The 22,326-nt window shown below is 47.3% G+C and carries 15 protein-coding genes and 10 pseudogenes; 15 read left to right on the top strand and 10 right to left on the bottom strand.

What is annotated here, in order from left to right; translation table 11 throughout:
- Nucleotides 1-8: 8 nt before the first annotated feature.
- A complete protein-coding gene (locus tag XZ46_RS17940; protein WP_048895160.1) occupies nucleotides 9-884 on the bottom strand; it encodes an IS630-like element ISAtsp1 family transposase in 876 nt (291 codons plus the stop codon).
- 64 nt (nucleotides 885-948) lie between these two features.
- Here XZ46_RS17940 and XZ46_RS17935 point away from each other — a divergent pair.
- A pseudogene (locus XZ46_RS17935) lies at nucleotides 949-1,185 on the top strand (transposase family protein); the annotation flags it as partial.
- A gap of 16 nt (nucleotides 1,186-1,201) precedes the next feature.
- Here XZ46_RS17935 and XZ46_RS17930 read toward each other — a convergent pair.
- A complete protein-coding gene (locus tag XZ46_RS17930) occupies nucleotides 1,202-2,077 on the bottom strand; it encodes an IS630-like element ISAtsp1 family transposase (protein ID WP_006668645.1) in 876 nt (291 codons plus the stop codon).
- A gap of 431 nt (nucleotides 2,078-2,508) precedes the next feature.
- Here XZ46_RS17930 and XZ46_RS38395 point away from each other — a divergent pair.
- The 7 genes and pseudogenes from XZ46_RS38395 to XZ46_RS34505 form a co-directional block, all read left to right on the top strand.
- Nucleotides 2,509-2,739, top strand: a pseudogene (locus XZ46_RS38395) (zinc ribbon domain-containing protein); the annotation flags it as partial.
- A gap of 1,619 nt (nucleotides 2,740-4,358) precedes the next feature.
- Nucleotides 4,359-4,796, top strand: a pseudogene (locus XZ46_RS17925) (IS4-like element ISAtsp3 family transposase); the annotation flags it as partial.
- 63 nt (nucleotides 4,797-4,859) lie between these two features.
- Nucleotides 4,860-5,736, top strand: a protein-coding gene (locus XZ46_RS32910) for an IS630-like element ISAtsp1 family transposase (protein WP_108614679.1) whose coding sequence is annotated in 2 segments (ribosomal slippage) — nucleotides 4,860-5,189 and nucleotides 5,191-5,736 — 876 coding nt in all. Because the reading frame shifts where the segments join, the coding sequence is not laid out codon by codon here.
- Between the two features lie 14 nt (nucleotides 5,737-5,750).
- Nucleotides 5,751-6,206: pseudogene (locus tag XZ46_RS17910) on the top strand (IS4-like element ISAtsp3 family transposase); the annotation flags it as partial.
- 55 nt (nucleotides 6,207-6,261) lie between these two features.
- Nucleotides 6,262-7,329, top strand: a pseudogene (locus XZ46_RS30145) (IS630-like element ISAtsp4 family transposase).
- Nucleotides 7,330-7,333: 4 nt separating this feature from the next.
- Nucleotides 7,334-7,534, top strand: a pseudogene (locus tag XZ46_RS34510) (IS4 family transposase); the annotation flags it as partial.
- Nucleotides 7,527-7,715 (top strand): annotated as a pseudogene (locus tag XZ46_RS34505) (IS4 family transposase); the annotation flags it as partial. The pseudogenes XZ46_RS34510 and XZ46_RS34505, both read left to right, overlap by 8 nt.
- 21 nt (nucleotides 7,716-7,736) lie before the next feature.
- Here the strand turns inward: XZ46_RS34505 and XZ46_RS17895 are convergent.
- Nucleotides 7,737-8,612: an IS630-like element ISAtsp1 family transposase gene (locus XZ46_RS17895; protein ID WP_006668645.1), complete on the bottom strand. Its 876-nt coding sequence runs from the start codon at nucleotides 8,610-8,612 to the stop codon at nucleotides 7,737-7,739.
- 62 nt (nucleotides 8,613-8,674) lie between these two features.
- On the opposite strand from XZ46_RS17895, the pseudogene XZ46_RS30135 reads away from it, so the two are divergent.
- Both XZ46_RS30135 and XZ46_RS17885 read left to right on the top strand, forming a co-directional pair.
- Nucleotides 8,675-9,607: pseudogene (locus XZ46_RS30135) on the top strand (IS4-like element ISAtsp5 family transposase); the annotation flags it as partial.
- 311 nt (nucleotides 9,608-9,918) lie between these two features.
- A protein-coding gene (locus tag XZ46_RS17885) for an IS630-like element ISAtsp1 family transposase (protein ID WP_249432973.1) occupies nucleotides 9,919-10,795 on the top strand; the annotation gives its coding sequence in 2 pieces (ribosomal slippage) (nucleotides 9,919-10,731 and nucleotides 10,733-10,795; 876 coding nt in all).
- 726 nt (nucleotides 10,796-11,521) lie between these two features.
- Here the strand turns inward: XZ46_RS17885 and XZ46_RS36895 are convergent.
- From XZ46_RS36895 to XZ46_RS38590, 5 genes and pseudogenes are all read right to left on the bottom strand, one after another.
- Nucleotides 11,522-12,427: pseudogene (locus XZ46_RS36895) on the bottom strand (HNH endonuclease); the annotation flags it as partial.
- 27 nt (nucleotides 12,428-12,454) lie between these two features.
- Complete coding sequence (locus XZ46_RS17875; protein WP_048895005.1) at nucleotides 12,455-14,104, bottom strand: IS1634-like element ISAtsp2 family transposase; 1,650 nt, start codon at nucleotides 14,102-14,104, stop codon at nucleotides 12,455-12,457.
- 56 nt (nucleotides 14,105-14,160) lie between these two features.
- Entirely contained in the window at nucleotides 14,161-14,508 is a 348-nt protein-coding gene (locus XZ46_RS38600) for a reverse transcriptase/maturase family protein (protein WP_008052035.1), read from the bottom strand.
- Nucleotides 14,498-14,908 carry a reverse transcriptase domain-containing protein gene (locus XZ46_RS38595; protein WP_006624493.1) on the bottom strand — a complete coding sequence of 137 codons (411 nt, stop codon included), beginning with the start codon at nucleotides 14,906-14,908 and terminating at the stop codon, nucleotides 14,498-14,500. Before XZ46_RS38595 ends, XZ46_RS38600 begins: the two co-directional genes overlap by 11 nt.
- A 21-nt stretch (nucleotides 14,909-14,929) precedes the next feature.
- On the bottom strand, nucleotides 14,930-15,151 hold the full coding sequence (locus tag XZ46_RS38590) for a reverse transcriptase N-terminal domain-containing protein (protein WP_006624494.1): 222 nt from the start codon (nucleotides 15,149-15,151) through the stop codon (nucleotides 14,930-14,932).
- A gap of 753 nt (nucleotides 15,152-15,904) precedes the next feature.
- Between XZ46_RS38590 and petC the strand changes: the two genes are divergently transcribed.
- The 4 genes from petC to XZ46_RS17845 all read left to right on the top strand — a co-directional run bounded on the left by petC (nucleotide 15,905) and on the right by XZ46_RS17845 (nucleotide 19,677).
- Nucleotides 15,905-16,444: a cytochrome b6-f complex iron-sulfur subunit gene (petC, locus tag XZ46_RS17860; RefSeq protein ID WP_006624496.1), complete on the top strand. Its 540-nt coding sequence runs from the start codon at nucleotides 15,905-15,907 to the stop codon at nucleotides 16,442-16,444.
- A gap of 89 nt (nucleotides 16,445-16,533) precedes the next feature.
- Nucleotides 16,534-17,523, top strand: a complete 990-nt coding sequence (petA, locus tag XZ46_RS17855) for a cytochrome f (protein ID WP_006624497.1) — start codon at nucleotides 16,534-16,536, stop codon at nucleotides 17,521-17,523.
- Between the two features lie 134 nt (nucleotides 17,524-17,657).
- Nucleotides 17,658-18,503, top strand: a complete 846-nt coding sequence (locus tag XZ46_RS17850) for an alpha/beta fold hydrolase (RefSeq protein ID WP_006624498.1) — start codon at nucleotides 17,658-17,660, stop codon at nucleotides 18,501-18,503.
- A gap of 82 nt (nucleotides 18,504-18,585) precedes the next feature.
- Nucleotides 18,586-19,677 carry a RuBisCO accumulation factor 1 gene (locus tag XZ46_RS17845; RefSeq protein ID WP_006624499.1) on the top strand — a complete coding sequence of 364 codons (1,092 nt, stop codon included), beginning with the start codon at nucleotides 18,586-18,588 and terminating at the stop codon, nucleotides 19,675-19,677.
- Between the two features lie 73 nt (nucleotides 19,678-19,750).
- Here the strand turns inward: XZ46_RS17845 and XZ46_RS17840 are convergent, their stop codons facing one another.
- A complete protein-coding gene (locus XZ46_RS17840; protein ID WP_223064838.1) occupies nucleotides 19,751-20,503 on the bottom strand; it encodes a DUF3450 domain-containing protein in 753 nt (250 codons plus the stop codon).
- 257 nt (nucleotides 20,504-20,760) lie between these two features.
- On the opposite strand from XZ46_RS17840, the pseudogene XZ46_RS17835 reads away from it, so the two are divergent.
- A pseudogene (locus tag XZ46_RS17835) lies at nucleotides 20,761-21,315 on the top strand (IS630 transposase-related protein); the annotation flags it as partial.
- Nucleotides 21,316-21,332: 17 nt separating this feature from the next.
- Here XZ46_RS17835 and XZ46_RS17830 read toward each other — a convergent pair.
- On the bottom strand, nucleotides 21,333-22,208 hold the full coding sequence (locus XZ46_RS17830; protein WP_006669732.1) for an IS630 family transposase: 876 nt from the start codon (nucleotides 22,206-22,208) through the stop codon (nucleotides 21,333-21,335).
- Between the last annotated feature and the right edge of the window lie 118 nt (nucleotides 22,209-22,326).

Raw genomic sequence — 22,326 nt, 5'->3', positions numbered from 1 at the left:
CAAGGTGGTTAGGACGCAGCTTTGAGAACGGAATCCATGGCATCATGGAGAGAATCAAACTGCTCAATGCAGTTGCGAATACGGGCTTTCAGCCACGACCAACATTTCTCTATCTTGTTGAGGTCTGGCGAATAAGGTGGTAGATAGAGTAAACGGCATTGAGCTGCCTCCACCAGTTCAGCAATCCGTCCCCCTTTATGAAACGTTGCATTGTCCAATACTAGAGTCTGACCTGGCTTCAATGTTGGAATTAAGATGAACTCCAACCACAACTCAAACACTGTCCGATTACAACAACCCTCAAAGCTAAAGGGAGCTAAGAGTTGTTGATGACACCATGCGGCTATCATACTTACCCTGCCCTGCCTCTTCCCTGATTTGAGTGCATGGAAGCGTTTTCCTTCCTCGCAGTAACCATAAGGGTAATCCGAGTCCTGACTATTCATGCCGGCTTCATCGAGGTAGACCACTTCTTCCGGCTCCATCTGTTCAATCTGAGCCATAAACTCCTCTCGCTGTTGCTCATCACGTTCTTGGTAGCCGTAAGTTTTTTTTCTGGTGAAGCCAATTTTCTTCAAGGCTCTGGATATGGTGCGAGGAGAGATGTCGTCATCCCAAAGTTCAGCCATTTGAGCTGCTGTTTTGTCGCCATGCTCTTGGGCAAAAGCCTTGAATTTTTGCCAGTCGGTAATTTTGTGGTTATTGCCAGGTCGGTGATGAGGTTTAGGGAGGAAGTCTCCGGTCTGTGCTTTTCTTTGCAGCCAGAGATTAATGGTGTTCCTGCTGACATGGAAAACTTGACTGGCTTCTGTTTTGGGCATACCGTCTAGTTCAATGGCATCAATAACTTTTTGTCTGAGGTCGTAACTATAGGGGGCTGGCATTTTTGGTCTTCTTAGTCATCTCGTCCTCTCCATTATACGTCCTAAGTGTTCTGTCTTGTGCTATAGTAAGACGATGGGGCTAGGTGGAAGTCTCCAGAAAGGCTTCTGCTCTCATACCTACCGCAAATGCCGTAATATCAACCGTCAAATTGGGCAGATTGTCTCGAAGCGCATCGTGCAGATTGCCCAACAGTTCAATGCCGATGCTATTGTCTTTGAGAACCTGAAAGGATGGAAAGCTAAGGGGGGGCGCAAGCGCTCCTTACTTCGCCAACGCTTTCATGGATGGCTTAAAGGTATAGCATTAGTCAAGGTGGTTAGGACGCAGCTTTGAGAACGGAATCCATGGCATCATGGAGAGAATCAAACTGCTCAATGCAGTGGCGAATACGGGCTTTCAGCCACGACCAACATTTCTCTATCTTGTTGAGGTCTGGCGAATAAGGTGGTAGATAGAGTAAACGGCATTGAGCTGCCTCCACCAGTTCAGCAATCCGCCCCCCTTTATGAAACGTTGCATTGTCCAATACTAGAGTCTGACCTGGCTTCAATGTTGGAATTAAGATGAACTCCAACCACAACTCAAACACTGTCCGATTACAACAACCCTCAAAGCTAAAGGGAGCTAAGAGTTGTTGATGACACCATGCGGCTATCATACTTACCCTGCCCTGCCTCTTCCCTGATTTGAGTGCATGGAAGCGTTTTCCTTCCTCGCAGTAACCATAAGGGTAATCCGAGTCCTGACTATTCATGGCGGCTTCATCGAGGTAGACCACTTCTTCCGGCTCCATCTGTTCAATCTGAGCCATAAACTCCTCTCGCTGTTGCTCATCACGTTCTTGGTAGCCGTAAGTTTTTTTTCTGGTGAAGCCAATTTTCTTCAAGGCTCTGGATATGGTGCGAGGAGAGATGTCGTCATCCCAAAGTTCAGCCATTTGAGCTGCTGTTTTGTCGCCATGCTCTTGGGCAAAAGCCTTGAATTTTTGCCAGTCGGTAATTTTGTGGTTATTGCCAGGTCGGTGATGAGGTTTAGGGAGGAAGTCTCCGGTCTGTGCTTTTCTTTGCAGCCAGAGATTAATGGTGTTCCGGCTGACATGGAAAACTTGACTGGCTTCTGTTTTGGGCATACCGTCTAGTTCAATGGCATCAATAACTTTTTGTCTGAGGTCGTAACTATAGGGGGCTGGCATTTTTGGTCTTCTTAGTCATCTCGTCCTCTCCATTATACGTCCTAAGTGTTCTGTCTTGTGCTATATGATTCGAGATTTGACGGAGATGAAGTGGCAAGAGATAGGCGGTAAGGTCATTGATGTCGTGGCCGCCTATACCTCAAAGTTTGCTTATGACGGTAGTGGAGTCGAAAGGGCGAGACTCCAAGAACTATGCTCTGGCTAAATTTTCCTCGGGCAAGCGATACAATGCAGACCTCAATGGGGCGCTCAATATTGCTGCACGAGGTATTCTTCAGCTCACTCGCCGAAAGGACAGTGAGGAGCCCTCGATCCAACGTTCTCGGCGATCGCCTAGAAGCTGGGCTTGTTTGTGTGACCTGTGGAATAGCACAGTTCGAGGTTAGCACCGACACCCCCACCTGCCTTGGGCGGGTGGGGTGAGCTTCATTGTCAAAGGGCTGGTAAGAAATCGAAAACTAGCTAAATCTATTTATGATGCGGGTTGGTCTACTTTTCGCGGTTGGCTAGAGTATTTTGGCATTAAATATGGCAAGGTCACGGTAGCTGTGCCAGCTCACTATACCAGCCAAGAATGCTCAAACTGCAGTCAAGTGGTGAAGAAAACCCTATCAGAAAGAACACATATTTGTTCGCACTGTGGATATCTAGCCGCGCGCGATGTTGTTATGGTCGAAAGGGAAGTCACCTTCCCCAACTCCAATTCCAAACCGTACTTGAGACTTTCACCTCATACGGCTCCTGATGTGGATACCCCTTTTGTCATTGGGAACAAGGTTACTACCCCTTGCTTTTGTACTTCAACTTTCAAAGCTATTTGCATACGTAGTCTTTAAACTCGCTTTCGCTATTAAGCCCCTACTTTATCGCAGTATCTATATCCACACCGTGACTAGTGGGCATATCCTAACCATTACAATTAGGCATTAGCTTTCAGTCACATCCTTTCCCCTTAAAGGGTTAGGGGTCGAGAGTGAAGTCACCTTCACCCTCTCCCATTCAGAACCGTGCTTGATAGTTTCCCATCACACGGCTCCTGGTGTGGATACCCTATTTGTCAAAGGAGCAGAATCAAGAGACCTGCTTTCTACTTCGATGTTCAGAGCTATATGCACCACGTAGTCTTTAAACTCGTCCTCGCCATTATACTCTTACTGACCGCAGTATCTATATCCCCACCGTGACCTGTGGGCATATCCCAACCATGACAATTGGGCTTTAGCTTCTGGTCACATCCTTCACCCTCTAAGCATGCGCTTACATTTTTCACTACTGCCTTGTGAATAGCATTACTCACTTGTTTATAGGCAGAGCATTAGAGAGGTTACAACGTTCCGATTATATGGGCATTCCATCGTTAGATTTGTCCTCTCCGCCGGGGTACTTTTAAAGGTCTGTGTAGGTAGTCGCACGAACCCCCTACTTTTCCCCTTGCCCTTTTGAGCGCAGCGTGTCAACCTATTTCGCTGCTAGTGTATTACGATGGTTCAAGTCGGACATTCGGTCTTCCTAATCATAGATGGTTGGCAGTGGTCGCGTCTTGGTAGTAGGTTCTACCTCACGCCTTCCGTTCCCCGCTTCAATCCTGGAGTTATGATTTCCAAAACTGGGGGTGGCTATCGCCGTTACTCTCTACTCCCTGATTTCTCAGTTCGTTTATGACCTTGAGTTCCCTGCCTTGCTTAGTTCCCTAAGCGTCGGGACATATAACCAGTTATGAGGATGGTCAGGAGAGGTCTCCTTATATCCAGATTCGGAGCTGGAATCCTCACCGGGTAGTTATTTCGGGCATTTCAGCCCTATTTCATACCCGAACGTCTCGCACCATACGCTTACACTTTTCACTACTACTTGTGAGTAATATTGCTCACTTGTTTATTAGCAGAGCCAATGAGGGGTTTAAACGTTCCATCTATGCGGGCTGAGAGGGTGACAACGGAGGTCAAACCCAGACAGGGCAATTGTTTTAGATAATGGAGATATCGTCAAAAAGCGGGTGGCCTTGGGAGCCACCCTGACAAAAAATGCTAAGGACATTATACCAAAAACTATTACGAATCCATTTGAGCGAGAGTCAAGCACAGACGTTAGAACTCTTAGTGTTGATGCTTCAAAGCTCAGTACAGGACAAAAAAGCTGAAAGTCTTAGCCAAAAGGGAATCTAGCCGAAAATTCTGAAGGGGGCGCTCCGGGCTGAGGTGAAAGTCGAGGGGTGGGGGGGTAGCGCCAAGTTGGGGTGAGAGGGTTACATCGGAATTACCACAAACCAAACTTCCCTCTCATGAACGAGCTTAACCGATTACGAGACACTTTGCGCCCTCACTTGCCCTGGCACGGGGCGAGATTAAACTTTGTCTGCCTGTTCCTGATGGCGCTATTCCAAACAAAGACGGTTAATCTGATGGAAATAGCGACTGTATTCGCAAATCCTGTGCAAATTTCCTCAAATTACCAGCGATTACAACGTTTTTTTCGGGAATTCAAATTTGACCGGGCAGAGATTGCCCGTTTCGTCGTTAGCCTCATTGACATTCCCCAACCTTGGACTCTTAGTCTCGACCGCACCTGTTGGTCTTTCGGTCAAACCCATTTCAACATCTTGATGTTGGCAGTCGTCCACGAGGGGATTGCCTTTCCCCTGCTGTGGACGATGCTTGACAAAAAGGGCAATAGCAACAGTGGCGAACGCATGGACTTATTCGACCGCTTCGAGGCACTATAGCACAAGACAGAACACTTAGGACGTATAATGGAGAGGACGAGATGACTAAGAAGACCAAAAATGCCAGCCCCCTATAGTTACGACCTCAGACAAAAAGTTATTGATGCCATTGAACTAGACGGTATGCCCAAAACAGAAGCCAGTCAAGTTTTCCATGTCAGCAGGAACACCATTAATCTCTGGCTGCAAAGAAAAGCACAGACCGGAGACTTCCTCCCTAAACCTCATCACCGACCTGGCAATAACCACAAAATTACCGACTGGCAAAAATTCAAGGCTTTTGCCCAAGAGCATGGCGACAAAACAGCAGCTCAAATGGCTGAACTTTGGGATGACGACATCTCTCCTCGCACCATATCCAGAGCCTTGAAGAAAATTGGCTTCACCAGAAAAAAAAACTTACGGCTACCAAGAACGTGATGAGCAACAGCGAGAGGAGTTTATGGCTCAGATTGAACAGATGGAGCCGGAAGAAGTGGTCTACCTCGATGAAGCCGGCATGAATAGTCAGGACTCGGATTACCCTTATGGTTACTGCGAGGAAGGAAAACGCTTCCATGCACTCAAATCAGGGAAGAGGCAGGGCAGGGTAAGTATGATAGCCGCATGGTGTCATCAACAACTCTTAGCTCCCTTTAGCTTTGAGGGTTGTTGTAATCGGACAGTGTTTGAGTTGTGGTTGGAGTTCATCTTAATTCCAACATTGAAGCCAGGTCAGACTCTAGTATTGGACAATGCAACGTTTCATAAAGGGGGACGGATTGCTGAACTGGTGGAGGCAGCTCAATGCCGTTTACTCTATCTACCACCTTATTCGCCAGACCTCAACAAGATAGAGAAATGTTGGTCGTGGCTGAAAGCCCGTATTCGCCACTGCATTGAGCAGTTTGATTCTCTCCATGATGCCATGGATTCCGTTCTCAAAGCTGCGTCCTAACCACCTTGACTAATGCTATATTTCCTGACGTGGAGGTGGCTTATCTGACCGCTGACCGGGAATTTGTGGGGCGAGATTGGCTCTCGTATCTTCTCATCGACCCCGAGGTTCCTTTCCGCCTACGCATCCGCCACAGCGAGCTGATTAGTCCTAAGTTAGGAGGAACTCGGCGTAGCGGCGAACGAATGTTTGATTCTCTGCGACCCGGAGAATTTCGCCAGCTTTCGGGTCGCCGTTGGGTTTGGGGACGGCAGGTTTACGTCATTGGCTCTCGTCTGGCTGATTCGGGGGAGTTGTTGATTCTCATCACTAACGCTTGCCCCGAAACGGCCCTCCCCGACTATGCTCGGCGTTGGGGTATTGAAAACCTCTTCGGAGCCTTGAAGACTCGGGGCTTCTGTCTCGAATCGACTCACTTTAAGGACCCTGAGCGCTTGAGCCGTTTATTGGCTTTGCTTAGCCTGGCTTTTATATCAAGTTCGCTTAATCGGTTATAATATCAGTGACCAATGCCAAACTTGCGTTATGCCCAGACGAATTAGTATAGCTCCCCACTTAAGTACCGAAGAACTTGGCCGGGCTGATCACCAAGCCCAAGAGGGCTTGGAAAGTCGCCAATATCAAATTATTTGGTTGTTGGCTAAGGGGAAGACCACGGAGGAAGTCCAAGAAATTACGGGCTACAGTCGCATCTGGATTTATGAATTGGTAAAGAGATACAACCAATTGGGATTAAAAGGGCTGGGTGCGCGCCGAAAAGGAAATCCCGGACATCCACCGTTAATTGATGATGTGACTCAAGCTCAGTTATGGCAAGCCCTGCAAGGAACAGCGCCGGATGGGGGACTGTGGAACGGTCGCCAGGTGGCAGACTGGTTGACAGGAGTAACTGGACGAAAAATTAGCCGATAAAGGGGATGGGAGATTCTGCGACAAATGACATTTCGGCTTCGTGTACCGAGACCGGCTCACATCGAAAGTGACGAAGACGAGCAGCAAGCCTGGAAAAAAAAACTGGTAACGGAGTTAGAGGGACTTCGCCGGAGATACCCTGATGCACAGGTGCAATTGTGGAGCGAAGATGAACACCGTCTGGGACTCAAACCGGTGATGCGACGTATTTATGTAGCGGAAGATTGTCAACCACTCGCCCATATTAATTGGAAATTCGAGTGGTTATGGCTATATGGTTTTGTGAGACCGGAAACGGGAGAGACTTATTGGTGGATTATACCTTACGTCAATACAACTCTATTTAGTCGAGTGTTACAGGAGTTTGCTGCCGAATTTAAATTAGGTCCAAATCAACACATTATGTTAGTGGTTGATCAAGCCGGATGGCATATCAGTAAGAATCTGAAAGTACCCGAAGGACTGCATTTAATGTTTCTACCGTCCCATTCCCCGGAACTACAACCAGCAGAAAGACTGTGGCCTCTGGTAGATGAACCCATTGCCAATCGTTCATTTGAGAATCTTGATCAGCTAGAGGAACTCTTGTGTGCTCGCTGCCGAAGTTTGTGGAAACAGCGCGAATTAATTCGAGGCTTGACCAGTTTTCATTGGTGGCCTCAAACCGAGACTTTACTATAATTGATTATCCGGACTTGATATTACTTGGGCTATGAAGGTGGGTTTGTGGATTCACCAAGGTTCACCCATTCCTTTGAAGACTCACGGACGACGCTCCCAGAGTCTTTTCCGCACTGGCTTCGATTTTCTACGCCGCACTTTCTCTAATCTGCCTTTGTTTTCAGGGCGGTTTCACCAGGCTCTACAACTTTTGTCCTGTACTTAGGCTTCAAAGTTATCGGCAAGTCAGATTATCAACCCTCGCCAACGTTTTTCCACAACCCATTCAATACAGTAGTCGCCTCCGAAATATCCAACGATTTCTGAAACTCCCCCAACTTTCGGCTAAGTTGCTGTGGTTCCCAATAATCAAGGCCGCTCTCAAATCTGAATTTAGAGAAAAACATTTATAGCATTAGTCAAGGTGGTTAGGACGCAGCTTTGAGAACGGAATCCATGGCATCATGGAGAGAATCAAACTGCTCAATGCAGTGGCGAATACGGGCTTTCAGCCACGACCAACATTTCTCTATCTTGTTGAGGTCTGGCGAATAAGGTGGTAGATAGAGTAAACGGCATTGAGCTGCCTCCACCAGTTCAGCAATCCGCCCCCCTTTATGAAACGTTGCATTGTCCAATACTAGAGTCTGACCTGGCTTCAATGTTGGAATTAAGATGAACTCCAACCACAACTCAAACACTGTCCGATTACAACAACCCTCAAAGCTAAAGGGAGCTAAGAGTTGTTGATGACACCATGCGGCTATCATACTTACCCTGCCCTGCCTCTTCCCTGATTTGAGTGCATGGAAGCGTTTTCCTTCCTCGCAGTAACCATAAGGGTAATCCGAGTCCTGACTATTCATGGCGGCTTCATCGAGGTAGACCACTTCTTCCGGCTCCATCTGTTCAATCTGAGCCATAAACTCCTCTCGCTGTTGCTCATCACGTTCTTGGTAGCCGTAAGTTTTTTTTCTGGTGAAGCCAATTTTCTTCAAGGCTCTGGATATGGTGCGAGGAGAGATGTCGTCATCCCAAAGTTCAGCCATTTGAGCTGCTGTTTTGTCGCCATGCTCTTGGGCAAAAGCCTTGAATTTTTGCCAGTCGGTAATTTTGTGGTTATTGCCAGGTCGGTGATGAGGTTTAGGGAGGAAGTCTCCGGTCTGTGCTTTTCTTTGCAGCCAGAGATTAATGGTGTTCCGGCTGACATGGAAAACTTGACTGGCTTCTGTTTTGGGCATACCGTCTAGTTCAATGGCATCAATAACTTTTTGTCTGAGGTCGTAACTATAGGGGGCTGGCATTTTTGGTCTTCTTAGTCATCTCGTCCTCTCCATTATACGTCCTAAGTGTTCTGTCTTGTGCTATAAATAGAGAGCAACGGAGAAAGCGCTCAAAATTCAGATTGAAAACCAAAAACTATGTAGCGGTTGCTCTCGACCGCACTCAATGGAGAGACCGAAATCTCCTGATGGTCACGATAATTTGGGGACATCATGCTTTACCAATATATTGGGAGCTACTCCCAAAGTTAGGCAGTAGCTCTTTCCGGGAACAGAAACGGGTATTAGGGCCGGTGTTGGCTCTTTTAAAACCTTATCCGGTTGTAGTGATAGGAGACCGTGAGTTTCATAGTGCTCAACTCGCGGACTGGCTCAGAGTAAGGGGTGTAAATGTTGTATTTCGTCAGAAAAAGAGTGCTTTTGTAGCTACCTCATGCCAGCCAGGTAAGTCTTTAAAAACTCAAGGATTTAAGTCGGGCGAATCCCATTTTTTTAAAAATGTAACCTTGCAAAAATTTGCACCTATTCATGGATTTAACCTAGGAGTTTATTGGCAAAAAATTCACCGAGGAAAAAAGGTAAAAAAACCTTGGTATTTACTAACTACGCTTGATAACCCCAAGCTGGTTAAGCAACTTTAGCAAGCGCGGTGGGGTGTCGAAATGATGTTTAGAGATTGTCAAAGTGGGGGCTATAATATGGAATCTAATCGGGTGGATTCAACCCGATTTTTAGCCTTGGTTTTGTTGATTACTTTTGCTTATTGGCTGGCGACACTAGGAGGTCATGAGTGGGAAGCTAATCACTTAGTAGCTTACCTCGGTCGAAGCGAAAAAACTCCTAATAATTTTCCCCATCACAGTATTTTTGGGCTCAGATTATCGGGTTATGCTTGGAGCCAGTCGCTAGTTTTCTGGCAAGAAGAGATGTTAGCATTGATGGCCCTCAAGCCTCATAAAGCTCAGAATTTTCGGCAAGGACTAAATGCTCTATCCCTTGTACAGCAATCAGTCTAGCTCTCTTGTCACCCTCTCAGCTATGCGGGCATTCCATCTTTAGATTTGTCCTGTCCACCGGGGTACTTTAAAGGTCTGTGCATAACTTTCGTTACTTCTGGGTAATATCATTACTTCCCACTTTTCCCCTTACTCTTTGAGCGCAGCGTATCAACCTGTTTTCGCTACTCACACTTTACGATGGTTCAAGCCGGACATTCGGTTTCCCTAATCATGGATGGTTGGCAGTGGTCTCGATTCTGGTGTTATAGCACAAGACAGAACACTTAGGACGTATAATGGAGAGGACGAGATGACTAAGAAGACCAAAAATGCCAGCCCCCTATAGTTACGACCTCAGACAAAAAGTTATTGATGCCATTGAACTAGACGGTATGCCCAAAACAGAAGCCAGTCAAGTTTTCCATGTCAGCCGGAACACCATTAATCTCTGGCTGCAAAGAAAAGCACAGACCGGAGACTTCCTCCCTAAACCTCATCACCGACCTGGCAATAACCACAAAATTACCGACTGGCAAAAATTCAAGGCTTTTGCCCAAGAGCATGGCGACAAAACAGCAGCTCAAATGGCTGAACTTTGGGATGACGACATCTCTCCTCGCACCATATCCAGAGCCTTGAAGAAAATTGGCTTCACCAGAAAAAAAACTTACGGCTACCAAGAACGTGATGAGCAACAGCGAGAGGAGTTTATGGCTCAGATTGAACAGATGGAGCCACAAGAAGTGGTCTACCTCGATGAAGCCGGCATGAATAGTCAGGACTCGGATTACCCTTATGGTTACTGCGAGGAAGGAAAACGCTTCCATGCACTCAAATCAGGGAAGAGGCAGGGCAGGGTAAGTATGATAGCCGCATGGTGTCATCAACAACTCTTAGCTCCCTTTAGCTTTGAGGGTTGTTGTAATCGGACAGTGTTTGAGTTGTGGTTGGAGTTCATCTTAATTCCAACATTGAAGCCAGGTCAGACTCTAGTATTGGACAATGCAACGTTTCATAAAGGGGGACGGATTGCTGAACTGGTGGAGGCAGCTCAATGCCGTTTACTCTATCTTCCGCCTTATTCGCCAGACCTCAACAAGATAGAGAAATGTTGGTCGTGGCTGAAAGCCCGTATTCGCCACTGCACGTGAGCAGTTTGATTCTCTCCATGATGCCATGGATTCCGTTCTCAAAGCTGCGTCCTAACCACCTTGACTAATGCTATAGGTTACACCTCGGAGCCTTCCGTTCCCCGCTTCAATCCCAGAATTGTGAATCCTGAAACTGGGGGTGGCTATCGCCGTTACTCTCAACTTTCTGCTATACTAGGTGGGTCACAACTCCATCGTTCTAGCTTTCTGTCTTGACCTTGAGTCTCTCTGCCTTATCTGGGGGTCTCCAGATGTTGAGACACATAGATAGTTATCGGATGGTCAGGGCGCACTCCTTATATTCAACCAAGGGCTCTAAGTCCCACTAGGAGGCTATTTCAGGCATTGCAGCCCTATTTCACTCCTAAACGTCTCGCACAATGCGGCAGTGAATATCCTAAAACGCGGACTAGCTACGGCGGGGCACGCCGGAACTTACGCTGGGGGAGATTGGCTCTCTTGGGCTGTTGGTGCGAACCTGCGGTCTAATGGCGAGTCGCGCGAACCAAGAATCCCCGTCTCTTTAGAGCGGGGAGTGTCAAAACAGCCCGTTAAAAAATGTAATAATGCCTTAATAATGCTTTAATGAATGGATGTCAGTCCTGTAGGGGTAGATGAAATGGCTTTCCTGCGGTGCAGGCTCCAAGGGTCTGTAAGGACTGGGAAACAACCATAGTCCCTACAGATTAAATTTGACCCCGCCTAGTAGGGGTCGAGAGAGATGTCGCCATCTCCCCCTCCCATACAAAACCGTGCGTGAGACTTTCGCCTCACACGGCTCCTAGTCTGATTGCTCCATTGTTAGGGATACAGCTTTAGCGTTATCAAGCGCCGTTTTATCATCGCGGGTGTGGCGATGTAGTAGCTGAAGATTTTTGTATTCATCCTTTCCGCCTTGGCTTCGAGGTACAATGTGGTCTACTTCAACTATGTCCGATGGTGCGAAATACTGTCCACACCAGGTACATCTACCTTTTTGTTTTTTGAGTAGTTTTGCTACCCTGTTGGGCGTGTCGATTGCTTGTCCTTTTCTGGTTGCCCAGTAAGTCCAGTTTCCCTCGTATGGTGTTGCATCGGGGCGTATAATGGTGTGTCTGACAGTCGGCGTGTAACTATGTTTCCATAGTGTGAATCCATCCTTAGTCTGGAACAACCAAGATTCATGTCTTTCTTTCCCATTACTAAGTCTAACCGTTCCATGACTGAAATAGTTTCTTAGCTTCTTGTAACTTGCCTTTCCGCATCTTGATACTGTCCATGCCCTTAACATTAACCAGACTATATGGTCTAGTTTATTGAAGGTCTCTGATGAGACTACCGCTGAATAGTAGTTTGACCATCCTCGAATAATCGGGTTTAGCTTGCTAATCAGGGCTGATTGAGGTGCTGTTTTAAGTTGTTTTATTACACCTTTAATCGCTTCTGTATGGACTTTAACTGCTTTTTTTCTGGGTTTTATGTTAGTTTTGAATCCTCACATTTTGTGGGGGGTTTTATTAAATAAGAAGCCTCCTTTTCTTCTTCCCCCATGTTTCCCAGATTTATATTTTCCTACCGGGTATTGCCTGATATTAAATCCTAGAAAGTCGAACCCTGGTTCCTCTGTTTTTCCATCATACTCAATACGTTTGAGCGTGTGACAGATTCGAGTCTTTTCATGTTTTATTTCTAGTCCAACAGGTTTTAACCCTACATTCCGCAGGTTGATAGGTAATTAACCGGATGCGTAGTAATAGCGCTCAACGGGTGGACCGAAGAGGTGAATAATCAATCGCCGTTCATCATTGAGATTGCTAATCTGCCTTTGCCCATCGAGATTAACCCAGTGGATTCCTTGAAACTTCTGCATAATCCAGCGAAAGGTCGGTTTAGCGGTGGGTTGTTGGCGTTGGTCGCGCACCGTTTGCTTCTGAGCATCTAGCGCCTGTCGCAGTTGGCGTTCGGCGAGGGTATACACCATAAGGGTTAGGGCCATGATGAGAGCTAAGGCCTCGACCCGCTGCGGCTTTTTGACAAAGACGCTACTGGCCAAGAAGAGGGGGTCTTTGAGGAAGCGAAAGCCTCTCTCGACGGTCTGTTGCCCTTTATATTCGCTCAAGCAGGTCTGAGCCGGCCAGAGGGATTGCTCCAGTTGATTGGTGGCTAGAATAAAGCGACTACGCTGACGGCTAAAGCGGTCTTCCGCCGTGGCGGTCTGCTGTAACGTGGCCTGGAGCCGATAGCCCTGAACTGGGGTGGGTTCGGCGGATTTGGCGGGACGACCGGGGGGTCGCTTGGCCCGCACCGTCTCCAGGGAGACCTGAGTGAGCTGATGCACCTCGAGTCCATCTTGAAACTGCATCAAGGCCTCGAGGGCATCGGGTTTGCAAGCAAAGACCCGCTGGGTCAGCTTTTTCAATTGGCGGTTGAGGCGGTGTTCGAGCTTCTCTAATTCGGGTTGCCAGAGGTCGGCATTGGCTTTGCGGGTTTGGCTTTCGACGAGGCGCCAGCGCTGGCGCACTCCGGCATAGGTCTGCTCAATCTCCCACATCCGGTAATCCTTGGAGTTGCAGGGGACTTCAGTCAGTCGGGTGACATCGCTGTGCACCAGCTCTTGAGCCGCTTTTAGGGTCAGCGGCACCCGTGATAGCCACCCCGTGGTCTCCATCTGCTGCAGATTGGCTGCTGTGTAAAAGGCGGCATCCATCACAACGATACCGTCGCTAGTCCATTGGTCACCAAACGCCTTGAGCACCTCTGCAAACTGCTGAGTGTCCTGTTCATTGCCACTGGCCAACTGCAACCATAGCGGCACGCCACCGTCAGCGGCACAGACTAGAGTCATCAAAAACTGTTTCAAATCTGGACGATGGTCTCGGGAATAGCCTCGACACAGCCGAATTGGGCTGGGTTCTGCTGATGTCTCACCGGGGGGAGCTGACTCAAGTCCTACCTCGGATTTCCCCTTCGAGCACCGCTGATACTTCCCTTCTACTGAGATCGAGGTGGCATCGAGATGACGCTGTTGAATATCAATTCCAAATCGTTCCACAGCCTGGAGCGCCACCTGGAGAAAAAATGATGTCGTCCCTTCTGCGTAGAGTTCATCCAACACTCGACCTAAGCGGTCGTCATTCAAGTGACGAGCCTCTACCCCTTCCCCGAGCAGATGAGACACCGCTTTACTCTCAAAAAACTCGCTGAATAAATACAACGGTGCACTGAGAAAGCCTAGGGCGTTCAAAATCATGGCTTTAACCACTTGTCCGGCACTCACATGCTCCAAGCTATGAGGTTCAATCCGCTTATCCGTCAACTCGACCAGGCCAAGTTCGTCAATCACTCCAGCCACTAAACCCAGATGGTCTAAATTTTTAATCTGCATCGCCAGAGCCTACCGCTCGAAGGAACCCTTTCTAGCCTAGACTAGCACCATATCTTTTATTCCCTGTCAACCTGCGGAATGTAGGTTAACCATTTGGAAATAGCAGTTTTGCACTGTTCAATGATTTCAAGTGATGGGGATATTACTACAAAATCATCGGCGTATCTGATTGTTGTGGCTTGAACCACGTTTCTCTTTTTAGGATACATTGTTTCTATGAACCTAACCATTCCCAACAGTGCGATGTTGGCTAGGAGTGGACTTATTACCCCTCCCTGGGGTGTCCCTGTTTCTGTATCATCGAAAACGCCGTTATCTAGCACGCCTGCTTTGAGCCATTGTTTCAGGTCTCTCTTTAGACTGCTTGGACAATGAATTTTGGAAAGTAGGTATTCATGGTTCACGGTAAGAGCATTTTGCTATATCTGCATCCAGTATGTAATAACCTCCTTTGTTTATACTTTGAAAGATTCTGGATATTGCATCATGGGCTGACCGTCCGGGTCGGAACCCATAGCTGTTGCTTTCAAATCTCGATTCCCATTCAGGTTCGAGTGCCGATTTAACCAAGGCTTGCCTTGCTCTATCCTGGATTGTGGGTATTCCTAGAGGGCGTTTTTCATCCATTCCGGGTTTTGGAATCCACACCCGTCGCAGTGGTTTTGCTTTGAGGTTTCCCTTAATGTTCTTAACAAGCTCAAAACTTTGTCTTGGAGAGATTACTCTTACTCCATCGACTCCAGCCGTTTTCTTGCGTTGATTATCTTGGGGGGCGGGTTTATTAAGCTGACTGTTGGGAAGCATGGCTGACCGTGGAACCCGCCCCTACAGCCGCACTGCTAAGAGTCGGGCATAATATGACTTCACCAATAGACGTTGCCACCTTCTTGCCTTTGCGTCCTGTCCCGATTTAGCTGCTTGAAATATCCTCTTTTGGAGCTTAAAGACGTATCGCTGAACCTTAGCCCAGTTGATACTTCTCCATCCATTCGTAGTCTTAGTAGGTCTCCGTTTATCGAAGCCTTTACCTTCTCTCGATTTCGTCATTTTGACTCCTACTCGACTCTATCCTTGCAATCAAACCGTGACCCGTTAGCATATCCCGTCCATTACAGCCGGGCGTTGGCTTCTGGTCACATCTCACCCCCTAATAGGCATACGCTTACACTTTTTCACTACTGACTCTCTCGACCAGATTATCAGAGCCTAAAAGGGTTTATAACGTTCCGTTTATATGGGCATTCCATCTTTAGACTTGTCCTATCCACCGAGGTACTTTTAAAGGTCTGTGTAGGTAGCTTACAAATACTCCTACTTTTCCCTTTGCTCTTTTGAGCGCAGCGTATCAACCTATTTCGCTGCTTATTATTTACGATGGTTCAAGTCGGAACATTCAGATTTCCTTAGTCATGGATGGTTGGCAGTGGTCGGATTATTGGGAATAGGTTACCCTCACGCCTTCCGTTCCCCGCTTCAATCTGACGGGTTGTGTATCCTGAAACTGGGGGTGGCTATCGCCGTTACTCTTTCCCACAATCGCCCAAGTGGTTTTAATCCTCCATGTTGTATAATTGAGTATTGCGATTTTCTTTGTGGGATTGACCTTGAGTTCCCTGCCTTGCTTTCGCTTTGGGACATATAAACAGTTATGAGGATGGTCAGGAGTGCGCTCCTTATATTCAACCAAGGGGTTGAAATCCTCACCAGGCGGTTATTTCGGGTATTGCAACCCTATTTCATGCCTGAACGTCTCGCACTTGTAAAGATCAAGTAACATAACACAGACAAACTGCGTCGATCATGACTCAAATTTCTGCTAACTCTGATGTTCCGAGTATGGGACGTCGCCAATTTATGAATCTGCTGACCTTTGGTTCAGCAACCGGGGTGGCCCTAGGTGCGCTGTATCCCTTCGTCAAATATTTTATTCCTCCTTCAACTGGGGGAGCAGGTGGCGGTGTGATCGCCAAAGATGCTTTGGGTAATGATGTAGTAGTCAGCCAATTTGTGGCTACTCATAATGTAGGCGATCGCGTCTTGGCTCAAGGTCTCAAAGGTGATCCTACCTACCTAGTGATTGAAAATGATGGCAACCTGGCTGAATATGGCCTGAATGCGGTATGTACTCACCTGGGTTGTGTGGTTCCCTGGAACAGCAGCGAGAATAAATTTATCTGTCCCTGCCACGGTTCCCAGTATGATGCTACTGGTAAGGTAGTGCGTGGTCCGGCTCCCCTGTCCTTGGCGCTGGTTCACACCGAAGTTGTGGACGACAAAGTAAGTTTCATTCCCTGGACTGAAACCGATTTCCGCACCAATGAAGCTCCCTGGTGGGCTTAATTGAGACTCAGAGGGGGGATGGTAATAAGATCTATCCCCAATCTGTGATCTAATGATAATTTACATTTTGAGAGAGATAGAACATTCCGATGTCAAACACTGACCGATTCGCAATTCTGCGTCGTGGTATTGGGGCAACTTTGCGGGTGTTATTAGTTGCAGTGGCAACCGCAGGGCTGTTCCTAGCCGGGGATTTGGTATTACCCCAGAGTGCTGCGGCTTATCCTTTCTGGGCTCAGGAAACTGCCCCAGAAACTCCCAGAGAAGCTACAGGCCGTATTGTTTGTGCTAACTGCCACTTGGCTGCTAAACCTACAGAAGTAGAGGTTCCCCAGTCTGTCTTACCTGATACGGTGTTTAAGGCTGTGGTGAAAATCCCCTATGATACTAATGTACAGCAGGTGTTGGGTGATGGTAGCAAAGGCGCTCTGAATGTGGGAGCGGTGTTGATGCTTCCAGAAGGCTTTAAAATTGCTCCTGCCGATCGCATTCCTGAAGAGATCGCCGAGGAAGTCGGTGGTCTTTACTTCCAACCCTACAGTGCTGATCAAGAAAATGTGGTGATCGTTGGTCCAATTCCTGGCGATCAATACCAAGAAATTGTCTTCCCGGTTCTGTCTCCAGATCCAGCTACTGATAAGTCTATCCACTTTGGTAAATATGCCGTCTACGCTGGCGGAAACCGGGGTCGTGGTCAACTTTACCCGGCGGGTAATGCCAGCAATAACACGGTTTATAAAGCCTCTGTGGGTGGAACTATCACCAAAATTACTCAGGAAGAATATGTTGGCTACCAGGTAACTATCACTACTGCTGAGGGTGATTCTGTGGTGGAAACTGTGCCTCCTGGTCCTGAGTTGATTGTTTCTGAGGGTCAACCTGTGGCGGCTGGTGATTCATTAACCAATAATCCTAATGTGGGTGGCTTTGGTCAAGATGATACTGAAATCGTACTCCAAAGTTCGACTCGGATTCAAGGTCTGCTGGCATTTTTTGCCCTGGTGATGCTAACTCAGATTCTGTTAGTTCTCAAGAAAAAACAAGTGGAAAAAGTCCAAGCGGCTGAGATGAATTTCTAATTCTGGCTGTCCATTGGCTTCAACGTTGAAAGTCCGGGGGTAGGGTAAATAATTGATAATTAATAGTTGTTAATTGTGGATTCTGCCTCCGGCTTTCTCACTGCAAATTAATCAAATTTATCAATTTTTTAAAAGTGGCGATCGCAACGGAAACAATTAAAGCGGGAAAATTCGACTGGTTTTATCGGGAAATTAACCGGGAAGTGACAGATAAACCGCCTATCTTATTTTTACATGGGTTAATTTCTCAAAGTTACAGTTGGAGTGTAATTATGGAGGAAGTAGGCGAGAAGGGATACCGAGCGATCGCACCCGACTGGCTGGGTTCTGGATTTTCCGAGAAACCCGAAAAACGAGATTTCCCCTATACTCCAGATGCGTATATTCAAGGATTAGAAGAGTTTTTAACTACCCTAAAATTAACTAAGTTTTATTTGGTTGTTCAAGGTTTCTTAGGTTCCGTGGGGTTACAGTATGCCCTGCGACACCCAGAACAAATTGAACGGCTGTTAGTATTAAATACCCCTGTCTCTACCGAGGCAAAATTACCCTGGAAAATCAAACAGATGTCATTGCCTTTTGTCGGGGATATGATGACTCAAGACCCGTTATTAGTCGATCGCACTCTGGAGGGAGGAAGCGGTTATGTGATTGAAGATAAAGATCTCGATGTCTATCGCCGTCCGTTTCTCAAGTCTTCCTCTACCGGGCGGGCGCTCATGGCAACCATTAAGAATCTACAATTAAAGGAGGCTATGGAAGAAATTGTCTCCGGCTTCCCCAAATGGGATCATCCCACCGAGATTGTCTGGGGGACTGCTGACCCTTGGCTAGATCTGTCTATGGCTGAAAGTTTGGTCGAGAAGATTCCTGGGGCAGTATTGGTTAAACTAGATAAGGCTGGACATTATCCCCAAGACCATTGGCCCCAAGAAATCGCGGAATCCCTACTGCTATTCCTGCGAAAAAAAGCACTTTGAACCCCAAGGGCTACCCTTGACCATGGTGGGGAGCTAGTCGTGGGGATTAAGTCCCTGATTGTCTATCATACTAATTGCGAATATGACTGAAACATCCCCGAATCCGAAATTTACACCCCCAGTGGTCGAAAGTAATGTAGACCAACAAGCCTTGATTAAGCAACTTAGACGCAAAGAAGGGAGTTGGGTTGAGTGGGGTCAGGCCTGTGCTACTCTGCAAAAGTGCGGTAAAAATTCCCAGGAGATTTTTGAGGATACTGGTTTTGAACCTGTGCAACAAAATCAGGTAATTGTCGCTTCTCAGGTTTACCACTCCATGGTTAAGGGGGAAGCCTCCGAGAAGGTGCGATCGCATTTTTGGCAAAAAGGCAGCGATATCCTTTATGAACTTCGTATCCTCACCCAACCCCTGCGGGTGGCGGCGGCGGGGTTGATTCTCGAGTACAATTTAGATGCCGATGAAGCCCGAAATATCGCTAGGGCGCTGAAAGATTTTTCCCTGAGCGGGGGTATGCCGGAAGGATTTTCTACCGATGCCGGGGATATGGTAGCCTATTATTTCGCCAAATTGGCTCGCCAACAAAAGGATATCCAGGAGCGATCGCGCCTGATTGCTAAGGGTCTAAAATTTGTCAAATCTACGGCGGCTAGAAGCCAGCTAGAACAGCTTTTAACTGATTTTACGGTTTCATATCCCAAAACTGCCCCTCGCCTGCCAGTGTATCGTTTAGAGGAGTCTGAGGAACTTCCTTGTATTGTACCTGTGGCGGGGAGGTTTCCCCTCAACAAGGAGGATTGGCAAGCTGTTCCCCTGTGTGAGGCGATCGAACCTTTTGGAATCATCAAATTTAATGGAGGAGGTGCTTGGCTGGCTTTACCAGGTTGGCAGGTAGTCCGAAATTCTGAAGACCCAGTGGTGATTTTATGTCAAAGCGACCAGCTTCCTACTCCTCTCCCTGGTCAGGTTGAGGAAGTAGTTGCAGTTATTGATCGCGCAGGTAGAACATGGCAAGCAGACAGTTATTTTCTAGTGGAGATTGAGGGTCAACTAGAATTGCAATGGTTTGAGGACCAACCCGAAACGCCTCTGCTAGGCAGGGTGATTCTGATTTTGCGCCCAAAACGGATTGTCGATGAAAATCAGATGACCGATATTTGGCAAATTGAGGAATAGGGCAAAAGCACCTAGAGAGAAGATACTCGCTATTCGCGATCCAGTTATCCTACCCCGCCAGCTAGGGGCAGATTTAACGGGAACGACGCGATCGCATATTCGGGGGCAAAAAGTCAGCAGGTTCTTCCTCAATCCGATAAGGCCAGATATCAATAGGTTGAATTGAATAACGTTTCAACTCAGACCGACGATTAGATTGACCCGCCATCACCACTAAAGCGATCGCAAAAATACTACCACCCAAGACCACAGCCAGAATCACCCCCACCAGAAACCATAGCATAGCAGTTTGCAAGCCATGTCCGCCAGAATTGCCTTGAGATAAACGGTTTTGATCCAGAGTCAAATTACTAACCCGACGCTCCTGTTCTTGCAGTTGCATAGTCAGGCGTTCATTTTGCATTCGCTGCTGTTCAAGCTGAGTTGTAAGAGTTTCAATTTGAACCCGATGTCGCTCCAGTTGACTCGTTAGTTGGTCAATCTGAACCCGATGTCGTTCCAGTTGAGTAGTGATTTGTTGATTAGTCGTTTGTTGTCTTTCCCATTCTCGAAGTACATGAGACCCAGAACTTGAGGAATCAGAGGAACTAGGTGGGGGAGGTAAAGGAAAGGTGGGGATCGGAATCTGCCCATTGGGAAACGTCCCTAATGTTGACTCCGACACATTAGGCGGTGGCGGGAGAATTCCAGATGGGAAACTTGGGGGTGATGGTTCATCCTTTCCTAAAGACGATTGGTTACTAAAAAATAACCATGCGAATAGGAGTAGCATGGCTACCATTAAGGTAAACACACATCCCCATAAAAACCCCGTAGTCGGACTCATGCGTTTGGATTTCACACTTAGGCAGCTATAAGAGAATTCCAGGTTAAATCCTTTTCAACAGCCTAATGGCCTATCTAGGGTGATCAGTAGAAGAGAGACTTGCCATTGGACATCATGTACATCTCTGAATCTAACTGCTTACGAATCTAACCGAGTTGCATATTAACACGAAGCGTTTACCGTTGTCTTGGAATTGTATAGCACAAGACAGAAAAGTTAGGACGTATAATGGCCAGGATATCTACAGAAGACCAAAAATGCCAGCCCCCTACAGTTACGACCTTAGACAAAAAGTTATTAATGCCATTGAACTAGACGGTATACCCAAAACCGAAGCCAGTCAAGTTTTCCATGTCAGCAGGAACACTATCAATCTCTGGCTGCAAAGAAAAGAACACACCGGCGACTTCCTCCCTAAACCTAATCGCCCACCTGGTCATAGCCACCAAATTACCGACTGGCACAAATTCAAGGCTTTTGCCCAAGAGCATGGCGACAAAACCTCCGTTCAAATGGCTCAACTTTGGGATGACGACATCTCTCCTCGCACCATATCCAGAGCCTTGAAGAAAATTGGCTTCACCAGAAAAAAAACTTACGGCTACCAAGAACGTGATGAGCAACAGCGAGAGGAGTTTATTGCTCATATTGAAAAGATGGAGCCGGAAGAGTTGGTTTACCTCGATGAAGCTGGCATGAATAGTCAAGACTCGGATTATCCTTATGGTTACTGCCAGGAAGGACAACGCTTCCATGCCCTCAAATCCGGGAAGAGGCAGGGCAGGGTGAGCATGATTGCGGCATGGTGTTATAGCACTAGTCAATAAGGTTAGGACGCAGCCTTGAGAACAGAATCCATGGCATCATGGAGAGAATCAAACTGCTCAATACAATGGCGAATGCGGGCTTTCAACCACGAACAACATTTCTCTATCTTGTTGAGGTCTGGCGAATAAGGCGGAAGATAGAGTAAACGGCATGGAGCTGCCTCCACCAGTTCAGCAATCCGCCCCCCTTTATGAAACGTTGCATTGTCCAATACTAGAGTCTGACCTGGCTTCAATGTTGGAATTAAGATCAACTCCAACCACAACTCAAACACTGTCCGATTACAACAACCCTCAAAGGTAAAGGGAGCTAAGAGTTGTTGATAACACCATGCGGCTATATAGCTCACCCTGCCCTGCCTCTTCCCTGATTTGAGGGCATGGAAGCGTTTTCCTTCCTCGCAGTAACCATAAGGGTAATCCGAGTCCTGACTATTCATGCCGGCTTCATCGAGGTAGACCACTTCTTGTGGCTCCATCTGTTCAATCTGAGCCATAAACTCCTCTCGCTGTTGCTTCCAACGTTCTTGGTAGCCGTAAGTTTTTTTTCTGGTGAAGCCAATTTTCTTCAAGGCTCTGGATATGGTGCGAGGAGAGATGTCGTCATCCCAAAGTTCAGCCATTTGAGCGGAGGTTTTGTGGCCATGCTCTTGGGCAAAAGCCTTGAATTTGTGCCAGTCGGTAATTTGGTGGCTATGACCAGGTGGGCGATTAGGTTTAGGGAGGAAGTCGCCGGTGTGTTCTTTTCTTTGCAGCCAGAGATTGATGGTGTTCCGGCTGACATGGAAAACTTGACTGGCTTTGGTTTTGGACATACCGTCTAGTTCAATTGCATTGATAACTTTTTGTCTAAGGTCGTAACTGTAGGGGGCTGGCATTTTTGGTCTTCTTAGTCATCTCGTCCTCTCCATTATACGTCCTAACTTTCCTGTCTGGTGCTATACATTGATTACTTAGCGGGTTCCCCCCTACCCTACATTCCGCAGGTTGATAGGT

The organism is Limnospira indica PCC 8005 (assembly GCF_000973065.1).
GTDB lineage: Bacteria > Cyanobacteriota > Cyanobacteriia > Cyanobacteriales > Microcoleaceae > Limnospira > Limnospira fusiformis.
The sequence above is the reverse complement of the archived record's forward strand: the minus strand, read 5'-3'. Positions and strand labels throughout refer to the sequence as shown.

Coding starts and splice junctions, on each gene's coding strand:
- XZ46_RS38590 (WP_006624494.1), bottom strand. CDS start 15,151: ATGACGAAATCGAGAGAAGGTAAAGGCTTCGATAAACGGAGACCTACT.
- XZ46_RS38595 (WP_006624493.1), bottom strand. CDS start 14,908: ATGCTTCCCAACAGTCAGCTTAATAAACCCGCCCCCCAAGATAATCAA.
- petA (WP_006624497.1), top strand. CDS start 16,534: ATGTCAAACACTGACCGATTCGCAATTCTGCGTCGTGGTATTGGGGCA.
- XZ46_RS17830 (WP_006669732.1), bottom strand. CDS start 22,208: ATGCCAGCCCCCTACAGTTACGACCTTAGACAAAAAGTTATCAATGCA.
- XZ46_RS17895 (WP_006668645.1), bottom strand. CDS start 8,612: ATGCCAGCCCCCTATAGTTACGACCTCAGACAAAAAGTTATTGATGCC.
- XZ46_RS17930 (WP_006668645.1), bottom strand. CDS start 2,077: ATGCCAGCCCCCTATAGTTACGACCTCAGACAAAAAGTTATTGATGCC.
- XZ46_RS17875 (WP_048895005.1), bottom strand. CDS start 14,104: ATGCAGATTAAAAATTTAGACCATCTGGGTTTAGTGGCTGGAGTGATT.
- XZ46_RS17845 (WP_006624499.1), top strand. CDS start 18,586: ATGACTGAAACATCCCCGAATCCGAAATTTACACCCCCAGTGGTCGAA.
- petC (WP_006624496.1), top strand. CDS start 15,905: ATGACTCAAATTTCTGCTAACTCTGATGTTCCGAGTATGGGACGTCGC.
- XZ46_RS17940 (WP_048895160.1), bottom strand. CDS start 884: ATGCCAGCCCCCTATAGTTACGACCTCAGACAAAAAGTTATTGATGCC.
- XZ46_RS17840 (WP_223064838.1), bottom strand. CDS start 20,503: ATGAGTCCGACTACGGGGTTTTTATGGGGATGTGTGTTTACCTTAATG.